The sequence below is a fragment of the Pseudomonas glycinis genome (assembly GCF_054871425.1).
Map to the genome: position 1 here is coordinate 623,450 of NZ_JBTYHF010000002.1, position 16,575 is coordinate 640,024.

At 55.4% G+C, this 16,575-nt stretch carries 14 protein-coding genes; 2 read left to right on the forward strand and 12 right to left on the reverse strand.

Annotation, left to right across the window (positions count from 1 at the left end; genetic code table 11):
- Positions 1-9: 9 nt before the first annotated feature.
- The 12 genes from ACYSTU_RS06920 to ACYSTU_RS06975 form a co-directional block, all read right to left on the reverse strand.
- Positions 10-492: a Mov34/MPN/PAD-1 family protein gene (locus tag ACYSTU_RS06920; protein WP_034115605.1), complete on the reverse strand. Its 483-nt coding sequence runs from the start codon at positions 490-492 to the stop codon at positions 10-12.
- The gene (locus ACYSTU_RS06925; protein WP_070411936.1) at positions 489-2,273 is read right to left on the reverse strand and encodes a ThiF family adenylyltransferase; all 1,785 of its coding nucleotides are present in this window, start codon (positions 2,271-2,273) and stop codon (positions 489-491) included. Before ACYSTU_RS06925 ends, ACYSTU_RS06920 begins: the two co-directional genes overlap by 4 nt.
- Positions 2,257-3,507 (reverse strand): nucleotidyltransferase domain-containing protein, encoded by a 1,251-nt coding sequence (locus ACYSTU_RS06930; RefSeq protein ID WP_060480364.1) that lies wholly within the window; start codon positions 3,505-3,507, stop codon positions 2,257-2,259. Before ACYSTU_RS06930 ends, ACYSTU_RS06925 begins: the two co-directional genes overlap by 17 nt.
- On the reverse strand, positions 3,508-4,674 hold the full coding sequence (locus ACYSTU_RS06935) for an SAVED domain-containing protein (protein WP_498997018.1): 1,167 nt from the start codon (positions 4,672-4,674) through the stop codon (positions 3,508-3,510).
- A gap of 355 nt (positions 4,675-5,029) precedes the next feature.
- Positions 5,030-8,173 (reverse strand): efflux RND transporter permease subunit, encoded by a 3,144-nt coding sequence (locus tag ACYSTU_RS06940; RefSeq protein WP_487208039.1) that lies wholly within the window; start codon positions 8,171-8,173, stop codon positions 5,030-5,032.
- The gene (locus ACYSTU_RS06945; protein ID WP_039593196.1) at positions 8,170-9,654 is read right to left on the reverse strand and encodes an efflux RND transporter periplasmic adaptor subunit; all 1,485 of its coding nucleotides are present in this window, start codon (positions 9,652-9,654) and stop codon (positions 8,170-8,172) included. Before ACYSTU_RS06945 ends, ACYSTU_RS06940 begins: the two co-directional genes overlap by 4 nt.
- On the reverse strand, positions 9,651-10,907 hold the full coding sequence (locus ACYSTU_RS06950; RefSeq protein ID WP_024014906.1) for a TolC family protein: 1,257 nt from the start codon (positions 10,905-10,907) through the stop codon (positions 9,651-9,653). Before ACYSTU_RS06950 ends, ACYSTU_RS06945 begins: the two co-directional genes overlap by 4 nt.
- A 100-nt stretch (positions 10,908-11,007) precedes the next feature.
- Positions 11,008-11,349, reverse strand: a complete 342-nt coding sequence (locus ACYSTU_RS06955) for a hypothetical protein (protein WP_080377434.1) — start codon at positions 11,347-11,349, stop codon at positions 11,008-11,010.
- Positions 11,350-11,422: 73 nt separating this feature from the next.
- Positions 11,423-12,361: a copper homeostasis membrane protein CopD gene (copD, locus tag ACYSTU_RS06960; protein WP_024014908.1), complete on the reverse strand. Its 939-nt coding sequence runs from the start codon at positions 12,359-12,361 to the stop codon at positions 11,423-11,425.
- Positions 12,362-12,364: 3 nt separating this feature from the next.
- Positions 12,365-12,748 (reverse strand): copper homeostasis periplasmic binding protein CopC, encoded by a 384-nt coding sequence (gene copC / locus ACYSTU_RS06965; protein WP_024014909.1) that lies wholly within the window; start codon positions 12,746-12,748, stop codon positions 12,365-12,367.
- A gap of 360 nt (positions 12,749-13,108) precedes the next feature.
- Positions 13,109-14,497, reverse strand: coding sequence for a heavy metal sensor histidine kinase (locus ACYSTU_RS06970; protein WP_099586117.1), 1,389 nt, complete (start codon positions 14,495-14,497; stop codon positions 13,109-13,111).
- Entirely contained in the window at positions 14,497-15,183 is a 687-nt protein-coding gene (locus tag ACYSTU_RS06975; RefSeq protein WP_019816984.1) for a heavy metal response regulator transcription factor, read from the reverse strand. The genes ACYSTU_RS06970 and ACYSTU_RS06975 overlap by 1 nt, the downstream gene beginning before the upstream one ends.
- Before the next feature lie 204 nt (positions 15,184-15,387).
- Here ACYSTU_RS06975 and ACYSTU_RS06980 point away from each other — a divergent pair, with 204 nt between their 5' ends.
- A complete protein-coding gene (locus tag ACYSTU_RS06980; RefSeq protein ID WP_099586118.1) occupies positions 15,388-15,741 on the forward strand; it encodes a co-regulatory protein PtrA N-terminal domain-containing protein in 354 nt (117 codons plus the stop codon).
- A 156-nt stretch (positions 15,742-15,897) separates the two neighbouring features.
- Positions 15,898-16,431 carry a cupredoxin domain-containing protein gene (locus tag ACYSTU_RS06985; protein ID WP_498997028.1) on the forward strand — a complete coding sequence of 178 codons (534 nt, stop codon included), beginning with the start codon at positions 15,898-15,900 and terminating at the stop codon, positions 16,429-16,431.
- The last annotated feature ends 144 nt before the right edge of the window (positions 16,432-16,575 follow it).

A 16,575-nucleotide genomic window follows, 5' to 3' on the forward strand; every position in this document is an offset into this window, starting at 1 on the left:
ACTTAAAGCTCATCTGACCCAGGCTGCCTCAACATATCTGCCGTCCCTGAACGACCACGCCTTGATACCTTCAGGTTTTTCGGACTTGCCGACAATAACGGCTATCGGGTGCGGCAAATCCTGCGTGTAACGTGCAGCAAATTTGGAGAAACTTCCGATATCTGCCGGAGAGATCACCGGAACGGATTGGGGGTGTGTATGCCAGTAGCCCACCAGACGTAACCCTTGTTCGTTGGCAGCCCTGATCTCCTGACGGCACCGCTCCGCATCCAACTCTAGCCAAGACCAACCTGACCGATCGGCGCGATGAGGCACCGTGGCCAAGGCCAACAGCAGACCTTTCGGATCAACCGGATTGACGAATAACTGTCCCCCTCGCTCCACGCCAAAAAGGCCCTGCCGATGACTATCGAAGATGTTCGCGACAGCTTGGGACACCAATAGCTCGGTATTCACCTCCGGCCATCGCCAGCGCCATGCGATATCCGTCATACCGTTTCGTCCTTATCTTCCGGCCATCCACGCTCGAGTAGGATTTGCTGCGCCCCCTCTGGCAGTTTGGGCCCAAGGTATTTGCCTCCCAGGCTCAGCACATCTTCAGGTCTGTAAATGCTGCTGACCCAAGATGCAGTTGCGATGTTGCCAGTCAATGCGCGAAGGGCCGTGTGCGACACCATAGAGGCGATATTGGTCATCCCCAGCGAGCCGCCTGGGATAAAGCTCTCCCCACAGGCGGGTAGTGGAACAACACCTCCTCCCGGCCACTCTGTAAATCTATGCAAGAAATCGCCGACGTTCGTGAATAGATGACGGCCATCAAACGTACCGGCTGGTGCGAATAGCGCATGACCTACCTGGGTATACGGTTCGCTCCAGGCTTGTAAGAGCCCCCAAGGAGCGCCGCTGGATTTCGCTCGCCATACAGTGACCTCCGACTGCCAATCTGCTGTCGTGATCACCACCAGATCTGCGTTATCGAACACTTCTGGTTTGCTGCTCATCACCACTTCGGCAAAAGTCGAATAAGCGGTGCATTCTGTCGTCGGAAGATCTAACAAAATCTTGTCCCTCAACGCTGAGGCTTTCAGTCTCCCTAGGCTATCCGCTCCAAGAACATGCCTCCCCAGATTGGCTGATACCAAGGTGTCAGGATCGATGAGGGTGAGGTGGCCGACACCGGATCGTGCCAACTGTATTGCCACCGCACTGCCTAACGAGCCAACACCAACGCAAACTACCCGAGCACTTTCAAGGTGCTGGGCAGTGCCGCTTATATCGCGGGACAGAATGGACGCTCGATCAAGCACGTCCAGGGCAGTTGCCCGGACGAGCGCCGGAGGATGTGCATTTGCGATAGCTGGCCGGCGGCGCGCTGTACGCAAGCCAAACTTTGCCCCCCGCTCCTGCTGTACGCCAAGCGAGCGTACATTGAGGCAATAAGTTGGAGCATCCGTCCCCCCAGGAAGCTCCAGAACAATCCATCGACTTGCCAACGTTCCATGCTGCTCAAACCATGCCAGCAATTGCTCGGCATCGTCTGGTTGAAGGTGGGGCGTTAGCCACGGCAATAGATCTTCTGGATCCGGGGTGCGGATATCCGGATAATTCTGAAGCTTGACGTAAAAACCGGGAGTTTCGGCCGCGCGAATGACAGCGGAACGCCCGACAACCCGTCGGTAATGCCCTTTGAGTGCAGCTACGTTCGATGCTAACCAAACCGTTTCCTGACCGGATGGCACAGCCCGGCGCGGATCGCTGAGCGCAAACAACTGCGAGGCAGCCTGAGGCCGATCCAACAGTAAGAGGTTCTGGAAAGACTGACCGTGCTGAAAAGACCAGTAGGTAGTGATCTCATTCTGAAATTCGATATCGCGCGTTGCCTGGCTTGATCCCATCTTTGACAACGAAACGATCTGGGCCAAGCGAGCAAGGCTGTCCTCTACCACAACTTCCGGAGAGCCCATGATGGGGCGTTCCTGAAAGCCATGAAGGCAGAGCCCCGACTTGGTGGCATGCGGCCAAACCAGCCATGGAGAGGGTTCGACGTTCAGCCGCAAAAGCCCACGGGGAAAGTTGGAGGGGAAACCAATACGCAGTCGCCGCTCCTGTCCCGTGTAATCGATGGGCAAGGGAAAGAAAAAGGACGCCGCTTCGTCAGCCCGCATGGGGGCGGGCTGGAGCAATGCATCGGCAGCGTCCTGACCTAGGGTAATTCGCAGTGCGGCGATTCCGCGCTGCAATAGCGTCGTAATAGGATCAGCCAAGGCGTCCAACTGGCTTTACGCTCGACTGAGAGGTTCCGCCACCGCTGGCCCCTCCGAACAGCGAACCCATCGAAGCAGAGTTTCGAGTAGTGCCATCCGGTCGGCCGGGCATGGTCCAATTCGCAGGGATCTCATTGTTCACTGCCGTAATGAGCGCCGGTGCAATACCGAAATTCTTTTTCACTGCCTCGGCAAAGGAATCGTTGGATTCAAAACTTTCCAAACCCAAAGACACAGATGCACTGGCGTCCGCATGCCACCTGGCAAATGCTTGGCGATAACCTTGCCCCTCGCCCGGTCGATTCCACTTCTCTGCAAAGTTTTCGCCGTTATCGGCTGGGTTGCAGACAAAGCAATCGCTACCTCTTTGCGCGATGTGCTGCGGCATTCTGCGAACGATTTCCAAAATTGCATCGAGCGGCGCCAAAGGCTTCGACTGCGATTCCTTCACGACATCCAGGTATGCGTGAGTCGCCAAAGTGGTTATGACAGCGGATATGGGGCGAGTATCAGCGCTCCTTGTGTTGATGGCCCATTCATCGCGATGCCGCTTGAGCAGCTTTATAGTCGCACGCAGGGGATCTTGATCGATGTAATCCTGATAATGCGGCAAAGGATCTTGCGTCGCGGCATCGAGCATCCGCTGGCTCTTGGCAACTACCAAGCTTTCTAGAGAGATTTCCTGGGCAGAAGCAACCTGTAACCAATTCGAGTAAGGGATAGGGCTGCTTGCTTTCCACCCTGTGACCCGATCCGGAACCTCCAACTTACCCTCGCCGTTGGCTTCGCCATTTCCGTTGATCGCGCGGGCGGGCGTGACGTCGATGTGGAAGCCTGGATTTTCGTCGGCATAAACGATGCGGATGCCCCGACGTAATTGTTTAACTTCTTCCTGAACGCGGGAGCCTTCCCTAAAACGCTGCTCAATCGCCTCTAGAACTTCCTTCGCACTAGCGCCTTGAGCGTGAGGGAGCCAGATAATCGCGTCCGCATCAATGGTGTCCAGATCCGCAGGCGCGCCGGGGATTGGCTTGATGGTCGTTTTCAGCCGCATCGAGCCTTGAACGAAGATATGGGCCTCAGCGAGCAGCGGGTTGTCGGAAGCCGAGAGGATTTTTTCCAGTTGGGAGTAGCGGTCATTTATTTTTTCGTACTGCGCTTCCGACAGCGAGATTTCCCGCGCGGCGCGAAGCAGAAAATATTCCCAACTGCTGCGCTTGGTCTGTTCGTTGCTCAATAGCATTTACCTAGCCTCCTGGGCCACCGAGCCCAATTGCAGTGTTTGCGTAAACCGATCCTGGTTTTCTTTGTCCCGATCGAAGATCAGGTACGTATGTTGATGCTGCGTTGTGAGCAACGCGCCAAACTCGATGGCCAATGCCGCAGGAATAGCGGCGAAGACGTGGATAGGTTCAGGAGTCAGAGCTTCAAGCTGACTCAGTCGTATTTGAAGTGCGTCGCGAAAGGCATGAATCACTCGACGGTTCTGTACCATCGCATAGCTTGGTTCTGGGATCGACAGCTCTGCAATACGTGCACCCGGCAGAGCGTCGGTCACGTCGCGAACTGGGACTTGCGCAGAAATGGAAAGCACCAGCGCCAGTGGCCCGTCGCCTTCGGGGGGAGGTGTAAACAAAAAAACGGGCGGCTCAGCGGACTGATCGGGCCAGCGCAAACGATGTTCGCGGTGAAAGGAGAAGATCAAGCGCTTGGAACGGTCGCCGATACTCTGGCCCAGCATCATCAAAGCCGGGATGTCGGCCAAGCCGACTACTGCCAGCGCGGGCGAGTCGCCGTAGGTACCGCCGCGACGCTTGAGTTGCTGTTCCAGCTCATACTGGATGCTGTCTTTGACGTTCTGCCAATAGGTAGTGTCGCGGCCGCGTGGTCCTGGCGCAGGGAAAGTGATTTTGATGCCTTGATCGAAGGCGGTTAATCCCTCGGCGGACATCGCAGTCAACAGATCGCGAACGGGAATATCGTTGATTGTCTGAAAATGCTGACTTTGGACGATGAGAGGAATGGCTCTACCACCATCGGGGGTCGTTGCGGCGAGTCGGATGCGTTCCAGGTACGCTTGGTGTAAACCACTCAAATCATTTTCAGGATACCCATCTGCGTCACGATCAATTTTGTCATGACAACCTGGGCACAGGAGCATCAGATTAGCGGTATCGTTTGTGTGCGCCTCAGCATCATGATCCGCGCGTCCCCGAGGGCCTTTGGGACTGGCGGGTAGGATATGCGCCACTTCGCCCCATTTCATTGGCTTGCCGGCACGATAGTCGAACGTTAGATCTGTGCCGCACAGTTCACAATGACCAGCGGTCTGTGTCCATACGATCCGCTTCGTCTCATCATTCGTATTAAAGCGCCCACTCGCAGGCTTTGCGTCGTCTTGTTCTGCCATTCCGACCTACCCCCCGAGAAACATCCATGATTGAAAACGATGATGGCAAGATAAGATCATATTAAGGTCATTTGCCTCAATTTCAAGAGAGATATCAGGGTGACGAATGCTGAGTCGGCTTTGAGCAGGGTGCTTTTTTTGGCTCATCGAAACGCAGTGATGGAAGCGGGCGTTTTTCTAGCAAGTGCTGGTGGGGAGTGGCACTGACCACAGCGTATGTATCGAAATTAGCGAGTTTATGCAAAGTACATAAACTCGCTAATTTCGATACATACCGCGCGTAGAACTGATGACAACGAGATGTGCAACTCAAACGAGGCTGCAAGCGCAGCCCCTTTTGCACATTTTTTCCGCGTTAGTACCTGCCAGGCTCAGCGGATAGGCGTCGACGGCGCATGAGGTGATAGGCCGCCGGAATGACGAACAGCGACAGCAACGGCGCCGTGACCATACCGCCAATCATCGGGGCGGCAATGCGGCTCATCACCTCGCTGCCGGCACCACTTCCTAAAAGTATTGGTAACAAACCAGCGATAACCACCGCAACGGTCATGGCCTTGGGGCGAACGCGCTGCACAGCGCCTTCACGAATCGCGGCCATCAACCCGCGTTCTGTGTTGTCACCGAGCTCTTGACGCTCGGCCCAGGCATTTTTCAGGTAGAGCAGCATGATCACGCCAAATTCGGCAGAAACTCCAGCCAGGGCGATAAAGCCGACCCCGGTGGCAACCGACAGGTTGAATCCCAACAGATAGAGAAACCATGCTCCGCCCGTGAGAGCGAATGGCAGTGTGGCCATAATCAGCAAAGCCTCATCAAAGCGTGCAAATGTCAGGTAAAGCAGGACGAAGATGATCAGCAGCGTGGCGGGGACCACCAGTTTTAGTCGTGCATTTGCCCTCTCAAGAAACTCGAACTGACCTGAGTAGCTCAGGCTCATGCCGGGCTGCAACTTGACCTGCTCGCTGACGAGCCGACGTAGATCGGCGACTACCGAGGCAATGTCCCGGCCACGCACGTCGACGTACACCCAGCCTGAAGGCCGTGCGTTTTCACTTTTGAGCATCGGCGGCCCGTCGTTGACCTTGATCTTCGCCACTGTGCCAAGGGTGATCTGGCTGCCTAGCGGGGTGTAGATTGGCAACTGCTCCAAAGCGCCAAGCGAATCCCGCCACTCCCGAGGGTAACGGACGTTGATTGGGAAGCGTGCAAGCCCTTCAATGGTTTCACCGACATTTTCCCCGCCGATAGCGCCGGCCACGATCGACTGCACATCGGCGATATTCAGTCCGTATCGGGCGGCGGCTTGTCGGTCGATATCCACGTCGATGTAACGTCCACCGGTCAATCGCTCGGCCAGCGCCGAACTGACACCGGGTACGCTCTTGGCCACTCGCTCGACCGCCTGAGTCGCGGAATCGATTTCCGTCAGGTTGGTGCCGGCAATCTTTACACCAATAGGACTTTTGATCCCCGTAGCCAGCATGTCTATTCGGTTGCGAATCGGTGGTATCCAGATATTCGTCAGCCCAGGAACTCGCACGACTCGGTCCAGCTCTTCCACCAGTTTTTCCTGAGTCATGCCTGGGCGCCATTGCTCCTGTGGCTTGAACTGGATAGTGGTTTCGAACATCTCCAGCGGCGCCGGGTCGGTGGCAGTTTCGGCACGTCCCGCTTTACCGAAGACATGTTCGACCTCCGGCACGGTTTTGATCAGGCGGTCGGTCTGTTGCAGCAGTTGCGCCGCTTTCTGTGCGGACAATCCGGGCAGCGCCGAAGGCATATAGAGCAGGTCGCCCTCATTCAAAGGCGGAAGAAACTCGCCCCCCAAGCGCGACATTGGCCATAGCGCACTAAAAAACACCAACGCCGCCACCAGCAGCGTGATCCTCGGTCGCCGCAGCACTGCATCCAGAGCCGGCTGGTAGATCCGGATGAGCCAGCGGCTCAGCGGGTTGTTTTTTTCATTAGGAATCCGTCCCCGAATCCAGTAGCCCATCAAAACCGGCACCAAGGTCACTGACAATCCCGCTGCTGCAGCCATGGCGTAGGTCTTGGTGAAAGCCAGCGGGCCGAACAGCCGACCCTCTTGCGCTTGCAGGGTGAACACCGGAATGAACGAAAGAGTGATGATCAACAAACAGAAGAATAGGGCTGGTCCAACTTCAGTCGCCGCTTCGGTCATTACCTGCCAATGACGTTCACCATTCAGTTCCTCACCTGGATTGGCCACGTGCCATGCCTCAACTTTCTTGTGTGCGTTTTCGATCATCACCACAGCAGCATCGACCATGGCGCCGATGGCGATGGCTATCCCACCCAGGGACATGATGTTGGCGTTGAGCCCTTGGTAGCGCATGACAATAAAGGCCATCAGTACACCGACCGGCAGGGAAATAATAGCCACCAGAGAGGAGCGCAGGTGCCAAAGAAAGATCCCGCAAACCAATGCGACAACGATGAACTCTTCGATGAGCTTGTGGCTGAGGTTTTCAACAGCGCGGTCAATCAGTTTCCCACGGTCGTAGGTGGTGACAATTTCCACTCCGGCCGGAAGGCTGCTTTTCAACTCGTCGAGTTTGGTCTTGACCGCCGCAATGGTCTCGCGAGCATTCTTACCGCTGCGCAAAATCACCACGCCGCCAACCGTCTCGCCTTCGCCGTCGAGTTCGGTGATGCCACGGCGCATCTCCGGCCCCAACTGGATCGTGGCGACATCGCCCAAGTTCACCGGCACACCGCCCGATCCCAGCTTGAGGGGGATCGCCCGAAAATCATTGAGCGTCTTCAGGTAGCCGGATGCACGCACGATGAACTCGGTCTCTGCCATCTCCAGCACCGCGCCACCCGTTTCCTGATTGGCCTTGCCGATCGCTTCGGTCACCTCGGCCTGCGTAATACCAAGACTGGCCAGTTTGAGCGGATCAAGCTGCACTTGGTACTGCTTGACCATGCCGCCCACAGTGGCCACTTCCGCCACATTGGGCAGGGTCTTGAGTTCAAACTTGAGGAACCAGTCCTGAAGTGCGCGTAGCTGCGCCAGATCATGCCCGCCAGTGCGATCCACCAGCGCGTACTGGAAGATCCATCCTACGCCTGTCGCATCTGGCCCCAACGCTGGCTTGGCGCTGGCCGGCAAGCGGCTTTGTACTTGGCTCAAGTACTCCAACACCCGCGAGCGAGCCCAGTACAAGTCAGTGCCGTCTTCGAACAGCACATAGACAAAGCTGTCACCGAAAAAGGAATAACCACGCACCGTCTTGGCACCTGGTACTGAGAGCATGGTGGTGGCCAACGGATAGGTGACCTGGTTCTCGACAATCTGGGGTGCTTGTCCAGGATACGGGGTGCGGATGATCACCTGCACATCGGACAAGTCTGGTAGCGCATCAATGGGCGTGCTCTGCACCGACCAAATGCCCCACGCCGTGATAAACAGCGTCGCCAGTAGCACCAGGAATCGGTTGGTTACGGACCAACGAATCAGGGCTGCAATCATGGCTGGCCCCCTGATTTGTCCAGACGCTCAACACGCAAGCCGTCGTCGGTCTGATTCACACCTATCCGGACCTTGTCGCCCGTTTTAAGACCCTGCATCAGAGCGGGATTGGCGAGCGGGAACGTCATCGTCATGCCAGGCATGCCCAGCGTCTTAAAAGGGCCGTGAGCGAGAGTGACTTCTTTATCGTTGATCTCAACGATTTGCCCATCCGCTTCATGCAAACCGGCGGCGGCTGCACTGGTGGGTGAAGGTTCCTCTGATTTGGCAACGATGCCTTTAAGACTGGCCTCTGAGTCGAGCAGGAACTGGCCAGAGCTAACCACTTTTTGGCCCTCTTCCAACCCTTTCAATATCGCCGTCTTGCCATCGCTTTCCTGCCCAAGTTGCACCTCCACGGGACGATAGCGACCGGCGTCTTCAGCGAGCATCACCAGCGCACGTAGACCGGTGCGAATGACCGCCTCGCTCGGCACCCACAGCACACTTTGCTCCGTCGCGCGATTAAGGCTCACGCGTGCGGTCATACCCGGCCTGAGACGGCCTTGCGGGTTAGGCAATTCGACGCGCACGCGAAGGGTGCGACTATCGGGATTGGTTTCTGGAAGAATCGCGCTTACCACGCCGTTGAGCACGACGCCTGGGAACGCGGGCAAACGCGCCTCAGCCACTTGTCCCAGCTGTATCGACCCGAATTCAGTCTCCGGGACCGCCAGAGCCAGCCAGACGTTACTCAACCCATTCACGCGTGCCAGTGTTTGGCCGGCAGCCACTGTCATACCTTCGCGCACATCGAGTTCTTGCAACACCCCACTGATAGGGCTGGTGAGGGTCAGGTTCGGTTGGACTTTGCCACTGCGCTCTACTTGAGTAATCGATGCCGCCGGCATCCCGGTAAGCCGCAAACGCTGGCGAGCCGCTGCCAGCAAGCCCGCATCGCCGCTACGCTTAAGTGCGAGAAACTCCTCCTGAGCCGCAGACCACTCCGGGACAAGAATATCCGCCAAGGCGGCGTTGGCTTTGATCACATCGCCAGGAGCATGGGCATACACGCGCTCGACGAAACCCGCCGTACGGGCCTGGATGACGGCGACGTCACGCTCGTTGAAGGTCAATACACCTACAACGTCCAGACTCGAAGCAAACACACCTCGATTGACCGTAGCCAGTCGCACACCAAGATTCTGGGTCAGGCTTGGATCAATGCGAACAGTGGCGCTGTCCCCCTTGCTATCCGCGTACTGAGGGACCATCTCCATGTCCATGAAGGGCGACTTACCCGGCTTATCGAATTTCTGTTGTGGGTACATGGGGTCGTACCAATACAGAACCTTGCGATCGACTGAGGACTCCGGCTTCGGCTCCGATGCTGCATCCGGTACTGCGCTCACCCTCGGTTGAGCCAACCAGTAACCACCGGCGACTCCCAAAGCAATTGAGATGCTGACAACAAAAACCCCTTTCCATGTTCGAGAGATCATTGAGCGGACTCCCCATAGGCGAAATACAGGCGAGCGCTGGTGAGAGCACGCTGCTCTTCAACATCAATCTGCTTGAGACGGGCTTCGATAAGCTCGCGCCGAGCGGCCACGACGGAGTTCAGATCGCCTTTGCCGGCGCGATAGCTGGCCATAGTGAGCTCGACCTTTTCCTTAGCCAAAGGGAGCAGGCTGGTCTGGGCTCGATGAACGGCGCGGTTCAGGCGCTCATAGTCCGCTAAGTCATCCTCCAATTGCTGGGTGTGCTCGCGTGAAAGGACCTCACGCTCAGCCTCAAGCTGATTGAGTTCCGCATGCTTGGCTGCGATTTTTGGGTTTTGTCGCGAGTCAGGAAACAGTGGTAGATCCCATGAAAACTGCACGCTGACCATGTCGCCGAACTCTCGGCCGCGATGCTGATAGTCGACTTCCCAGCTCCAATCAGACCGCTTTTCCGCTTCGGCCTCGCGCACCTTGGCCTGCGCTTCGCGGGTCATTGGGGCAAACGCTGCCAATTCTGGGTGATGTTGAACGTTGTGAGAGTACCCAGAGGCTTCTACAGGCCATTCAGGCAAGCTGCCCACAGGTTTATCGTTTGCGGCTGGTCCAATCCAGCTCTTCAAAGCTGCTCGGGCTTGCGATCTCTGGCGAATCAGATCGTCCTGCTGCTCTTCCAGTTGTGCCGCCTCCTGTTTGGGCGTGACGGCATCAGCAGGTTGAGCGCGGCCACCGGCAATCTGCGCGCGGACGGTATCGGCCAGCAGGCGGTTTTCCCTATAGAAGTCCTGGAACAGCGCGTCTTTACGCTCAACGGAATAGCTGCTGATCCAGGCCAGCGCCGTGGCCTGACGAACCTTTAGACGTTCGACCAGACGCTCAGCGGCAGCGCGGTCAATGGCTGCATCAGCAACCTCGATTCGGGCTTTTCGTTTGGCGCTGTTCGGCATTTCCTGACTGACACCGACCATTTGCATGGTCATGAAGTCCTGATCGATGCTCCAGCGATCCGGCCCCCCAATGGGATAGTTCTGTATACCTACCAGCAACTTGGGATCGGGTAGTTCCCCGGCTGGGATGGCTGCACTAGTGGCGGCACGAATTTTTGCATCTTGTGCAGTCAGCGACGGCGCATTGGTTTCAGCCAGCTGCAAAGCATCATCGAGTGTCAACGCAGCAGCGAAACTCGGCGTGGCCAATACGCTTGCCGCCAAGATGGCCACGAGGGGCCGCCCTGTGCAATAGCACTTGGATTTCATGTTCACGATTCCTGTGATGATCCACTGCGTGCTTCATGAGAGATGCACGCAGATATCCCATACCGCCTGACGCGGAATGAGGCTCAGTGTGGTACAGGAATCAAATGCGGGGAGGTCGCCATACCCCTGATGGAGTTTGGACAGGATGGGAATCTATGGAGATGGACGCTGCGAGGGGGCTCGACAGGGTCACCGGAGGCTTGATGATGGAGACTTGCAGCATGCCGCCGGTCTTGCACTCCTGGCCCGGCTTACAGGGTTTACCGTGCTCGGTTGGGCTTTTCATGTCATGGCAGCAGTCTTGGCCCATGCCGTCCATCATCGCCATGCCCATGGTTTGCATCGGGCACGGCTCTGTCGGCGCCTGAACACCCGCCATCCCGCTGAAGGGAAGCGCCAGGCTAATCAGGAAAATCAGGCAAAGCCGTAGATAGCGTGTCATGGGCTGAAGTGTAGCCAGTAGAAATGGTGCTAACAATCACGTTCTAGGCTTCTTGGTTAGCTGCCAGAAACCTCTATTGCGCGCTCATTTCCATTTCAGGACTTAGCGTGCCTAACCATGCGACAAGACAGATGATGAGGATTGCCATCAGGAATTCGAATTTCATGCTGCGGCGCAAGGCATTGACCGCTACAGAGTATTGACCATTGCGAACCGAGCGCTCCAATAGCGGGCTTAAGTGAAAGCGGTTCAGCGTCGCTAAAACGATCATCCCGGCAAAGAGCAGGATCTTCAAAAACAGCAACTGACCATAGGTACTGAGCATGACCTCATCAAGGTTGGGACCGACGATGAAAAGATAATTTACAACTCCCGTAACGCTTATGATCGCAACAATCACACCGCCGGCCGACTCAAAGCCAGTCAGCACGCGGGCAAGAATACGTGCTTCCTCCTCACCCTTCAGCGATTTCAACCGCAGCAGTAGAGCGAAGGCCGCTAGAGCACCCAACCAGCCACCTGCCGCTAATAAATGGAAAATGTCGCTGAGAAAATGCCAGTAGCGGCGGCTGCCTTCGTCCATGGCACCATGCCCTGTCCAGGCTAGCGTGGCCAACGCGATTGCTCCACAGGCGGTGACGATCCAGAGGCTGGGTGTCGGATATCGTTTATTCAACGCGACGCCCAGAATTGCCCCCACCAAGGCGGCTATCCGAACCATCCAGGTCAACCCAACATCGGTGCCCATGATGACCATTTCAAAAATGTGGTGATGTAGCTCCATAAGCTCCGATACACCGCTCATTGCTTTTGCAAGCAACAACATCGCAGCAAGGGACAGAGCTACACCTGCAATAGAAGTACCGTAAAGAAGCGACTCAAAGTTCAAGACCGTGCCCGATACCCTTTCCTTTCCCCTGAGACTGTACAAGCCGAATATGGCCAGTCCAAATAACAACATCAGGTCAAAATAGAGAGCAAAGCGAACCACGATATTTAATGAGTCGCTCATGGATCATTTCACTTTGAATGAAAAGTTGCCGGTGATCGGGTGGGTGTCCGAAGACACTGCACGCCATTCAACTTTGTAGGTACCGGTGGTCAGCGGTGCAGCCGGCGTAATCACCATCGTTTTCGGATCACCACCAGCAGCGACAGCGGCCTTTACACCCATGGGGGAGTTAGGCATGCCAGGCATGTCGGTCATGATCAGCTTTGCACCGGAAAACTGAGTGGTGAGATTCTCAGAAAAATGCAGTTCGATTTTCGACGGAGCCGCCGCATCCGAGCCTTCTGCCGGAGTGGAAGAAAGTAGTTTCGGATGTGCCTGGGCCACTGCACTCAGAAGCAAACCAGCAGTGATTGCAACGGCCACGGACGTAGTTTTAAGGAATGACATGCAAGACTCCTCACAGCAAGCGCTGTTGATTCGAGGTTTTTTGGGAGGAACTAGTTTTTAATTTCTTTAAAAACCACTGTTGATTAACTCGGAGCCCCCGTCCTCTTCGCCAGGTTGAACAGGAGAAACTCGCTAGCCCTAACGTTACAGTGCGAGAACACGATGCCACACGATCACAAACTGTTCGATTACATTTCAGTCAGCTTGATCCGATGTTTGGCATCTAGTCGTTGAGCGTAGCAAGGCCTGGAAAAGAGACGGCATACCGCAGGACCGGGGAGTTAAATCGATCTACAAAATCCGCAGAGGCGTAGCTAAGCGCAGAACGCCAACCCGCCGATGATCACAAATGTTCGTCGCTCAGCTAACCGTTGAATCGACGGCCGGAAACTCAAGATGAAAAGCCGTTTTTCCGTCGCCTGACGTACACCAGATCTTGCCATTGTGCGCCTCGACAATTGATCGGGTAATCGACAGACCTAGCCCTGCGTTGCTTGGACTTCCTTCTCGCCGCGCTGGGTCCACGCGATAAAAACGATCAAACAGCTTTTCAAGGTGTTCGGGGGCAATGGGCTGACCATGGTTTTCCACGACAACCGTTACCGACGCGTCCTTGTGCTGAATATCGACACTGATTGACGTCCCTTCATAGGTATAGCGCAGCGCATTTGAGAGCAGATTTGAAATAGCCCGGTCTAGCATAAGGGCATCACCTCGCACGCTCCCCCGTCCTGAAACCTTGAGCTCGATCCCGCGTTCATCCGCCAAGAGGCGATAGTACTCAAGCAATTTTTCCACGACCGCCACCAGGTCTATTGGCTTGTTCTCGTGGGTAATTAGACCGTTGTCTGACTTCGCCAGAAAAAGCATGTCATCAATCATCCGGCTCATGCGCTTCAAGTCATCAAGATTGGAGTACAAATTGTCTTCGTAGTCCTCGATGTTTCTTTTTCTTGAAAGCACCACTTCAGTGTGGGTCATCAAGTTGCTCACGGGGGTCCGTAGTTCGTGGGCAATGTCTGCCGAAAAGTTGGATAACCGGACAAACGCATCGTCGAGCCTGGATAACATGGCGTTGAACGACAACACCATCTGTTGAAGCTCTTTCGGAACGGGTGCCAGGGGAATACGCTCCTTGAGTGATTTTGCTGACATGGAGGCAGCAACCCGTGTGACCTGGCGGATAGGCCGCATGCCACTGCTAGCGACCATCCAGCCGAGTGCAGCACTGACCAATGCGCTGATCACCAACCCTATCCAAAACCATCGTTCGAGCGTCTCGAAAAAGGACATATGCTGCGTCACGTCAAAAATCAACATGACAGTTAATGGCTTTTCTTGTCCCGTCACTACGGATTGCGCAGTCACACCACGGAACATCTGCTCTTGCTCCCGCCATTCCCAGACGGTTGTGTTTGTGGTTGTGCGAAAGGCCTTCGGAACGTCGACCGGGCCGGGATCCGCAAACAGCACCTTGCCGTCGCCATCGATGATAAGCGCAGTCAAATCACGGTGTGCGCCCAGCAGCGCTTCTAACTCCGGTTTAGCCTCGCTGAATTGATCGATGTTGCTCAGCCCGGACAAGATCCGCTGGGTCGAATGGAGTTTTTCGTACAACGCCTGCTGATCCAGCATCTTGAAATGATGCCGGCTGAGGTTATTGAAACTGAGTCCGGCGACCGTGAGCACGGCCGTTACCGCGAGCATAAACATCAGGCTCATACGAGTCGTCAGGGACATCCGGTTCATCACGACTCCGAATCTGGTGCATCGAGCATGTAACCCATTCCCCTTGAGGTATGAATCAACTTGACCTCAAAATCGTCGTCTATCTTGGCCCTGAGCCGTCTCACTGCAACCTCGATAACATTGGTATCGCTGTCGAAGTTCATATCCCAAACCTGGGAGGCGATAAGTGATTTTGGCAGCACCTCCCCTCGACGACGCAGCAGAAGCTCAAGCAACGCGAACTCTTTGGCCGTAAGGTCTATGCGTTTGCCTCCTCGGATGGCTCGACGCTTGAGCAGGTCCACTTCAAGGTCAGCCAGTTTCATAAAGGTTTGCGAAGGTGCGCTGCTACCTCGACGCAGCAACGTTCTGACTCGAGCAAGCAATTCAGAAAACGCGAAGGGTTTGATCAGATAGTCATCCGCACCGAGTTCAAGTCCCTTCACTCGGTCTTCAACGCGGTCTCTGGCAGTGAGAAAAAGCACCGGGACGTCTTTCCCGGAAGCGCGAACCTTCTGCAGGACTTCCCAGCCATCCAAACCCGGCATCATGACGTCGAGAATCAGCAGATCATAGGCTTCGCTCAAAGCGTGCTGAAGCGCCTCTTTTCCATTCGTGAACCGGTCGACATTGAACCCGGCCTCGTTGAGCCCTTGCTGCAAATAGATACCTATTTTTGGTTCGTCTTCAGCGACAAGAAGTCTCATGAGGTCGTTCTCAGATAATGGTTAAGCGAAGTCTGCAACGAAAACTGGCAGCCAACCAGCAACTGACAGAAAAGTAATCTTGGCTTCAGGTAGATGTCAGCGAGTGCTGGCTAGGGTTCAGACATGAGCACTTCATTGGTGCTCGACCGACCTCTGAGCGATGAATCGTATGGAAGTCGGATTCCCTCATGAGGAGCTAACCCTATGAACCGCCTGAAAATGCTGTTTTTTGTAAGCTCGATACTCGTCTCGGCTTCTGTGTGGGCTGAAAGCGGTGGAGATCGTGTGATTGAGCGTATGGAAGGTTTGCGCGAAAAGGCCGAAGCCACGTTGATGAAAGCTGAACAAGCCCCTGAAGGAGAGCGTCACATCCACATGGCAGAGCACATGAAGATGCTTGGAGACATCATGAGCCAACTCCACAACGATCACCCAGATGCCTCAATGTCACCGCAGCAGCATCTAGCCTGGATGGAGAAGCACGACAAAATCGTCGATGACGTTTTGCGCCAGATGCAGCGCGAGCACAAATTGATGCTTTCAGGAAACCATCAATAAACGCCCCTGGATAAGTACTTGTCAGCATCTTGTTGCGGCGTCAATTGGACGCCGTATCTGTTTATAAAACTGACAAAGAAGTAATGCCCAAGTCAGTTAGCTGGCAGCTGAGCATCATTAGCATAGCCAATGTTCCCACGTATTCCTGAGGTCACCATGAAAACTACGCTCGCTACCCCGTTCATCGCAGCTATGACCCTGTTTTTCGCTGCCACGGCTATGGCCAATGCAGGGCATGAACAAGACGACATAGGCCAGCCTGGTGTGGCCTCTGACGTTACCCGCACGGTAGAGGTCGAGATGGGCGACATTTTTTTCAAGCCTAAAAGCATCGACGTAAAACCTGGTGAAACAGTCCGCTTTGTCCTACACAACGAGGGTTGGCTGCTGCATGAGTTCAACATCGGCAAAGCCGCTGCTCATGTAGCACACCAGAAAGAAATGGCAAGTATGTTCGAGAACGGAACACTGAGCCCTACCGGTACCGGGAAGATGAGCGGCATGAGCCACGGCATGGGCGGAATGAAGATGGTGGCAATGGAGCATGACGACCCTAACAGTGTCCTGATTGAGCCTGGCGCAACCCAAGAGCTGATCTGGACCTTCAACGACAGTGCAGGGCTTCAGTTTGCGTGCAACGTGCCGGGGCATTACCAATCGGGAATGGTCGGCGAGTTTGATCTGAAATAAACCGGAGTCGGCTGTTTCTGCCGGCCCAACGCAAGAGTTGGCTACGCTATGTCGCAAGGAACATAGCAACGCTTACTCAGCCTGGGTCCGGGCGCAAACATCACCGCACCACTGTGGCGCCGCAAATCACCGTTGTACTGAATA

Bases quoted from the DNA above. Each gene is read 5' to 3' on its own strand.
- ACYSTU_RS06920 (WP_034115605.1), bottom strand. From the start codon at position 492: ATGACGGATATCGCATGGCGCTGGCGATGGCCGGAGGTGAATACCGAG.
- copD (WP_024014908.1), bottom strand. From the start codon at position 12,361: ATGAGCGACTCATTAAATATCGTGGTTCGCTTTGCTCTCTATTTTGAC.
- ACYSTU_RS06945 (WP_039593196.1), bottom strand. From the start codon at position 9,654: ATGATCTCTCGAACATGGAAAGGGGTTTTTGTTGTCAGCATCTCAATT.
- ACYSTU_RS06955 (WP_080377434.1), bottom strand. From the start codon at position 11,349: ATGACACGCTATCTACGGCTTTGCCTGATTTTCCTGATTAGCCTGGCG.
- ACYSTU_RS06975 (WP_019816984.1), bottom strand. From the start codon at position 15,183: ATGAGACTTCTTGTCGCTGAAGACGAACCAAAAATAGGTATCTATTTG.
- ACYSTU_RS06930 (WP_060480364.1), bottom strand. From the start codon at position 3,507: ATGCTATTGAGCAACGAACAGACCAAGCGCAGCAGTTGGGAATATTTT.
- copC (WP_024014909.1), bottom strand. From the start codon at position 12,748: ATGTCATTCCTTAAAACTACGTCCGTGGCCGTTGCAATCACTGCTGGT.
- ACYSTU_RS06985 (WP_498997028.1), top strand. From the start codon at position 15,898: ATGAAAACTACGCTCGCTACCCCGTTCATCGCAGCTATGACCCTGTTT.
- ACYSTU_RS06980 (WP_099586118.1), top strand. From the start codon at position 15,388: ATGAACCGCCTGAAAATGCTGTTTTTTGTAAGCTCGATACTCGTCTCG.
- ACYSTU_RS06950 (WP_024014906.1), bottom strand. From the start codon at position 10,907: ATGAAATCCAAGTGCTATTGCACAGGGCGGCCCCTCGTGGCCATCTTG.
- ACYSTU_RS06935 (WP_498997018.1), bottom strand. From the start codon at position 4,674: ATGGCAGAACAAGACGACGCAAAGCCTGCGAGTGGGCGCTTTAATACG.
- ACYSTU_RS06970 (WP_099586117.1), bottom strand. From the start codon at position 14,497: ATGAACCGGATGTCCCTGACGACTCGTATGAGCCTGATGTTTATGCTC.
- ACYSTU_RS06940 (WP_487208039.1), bottom strand. From the start codon at position 8,173: ATGATTGCAGCCCTGATTCGTTGGTCCGTAACCAACCGATTCCTGGTG.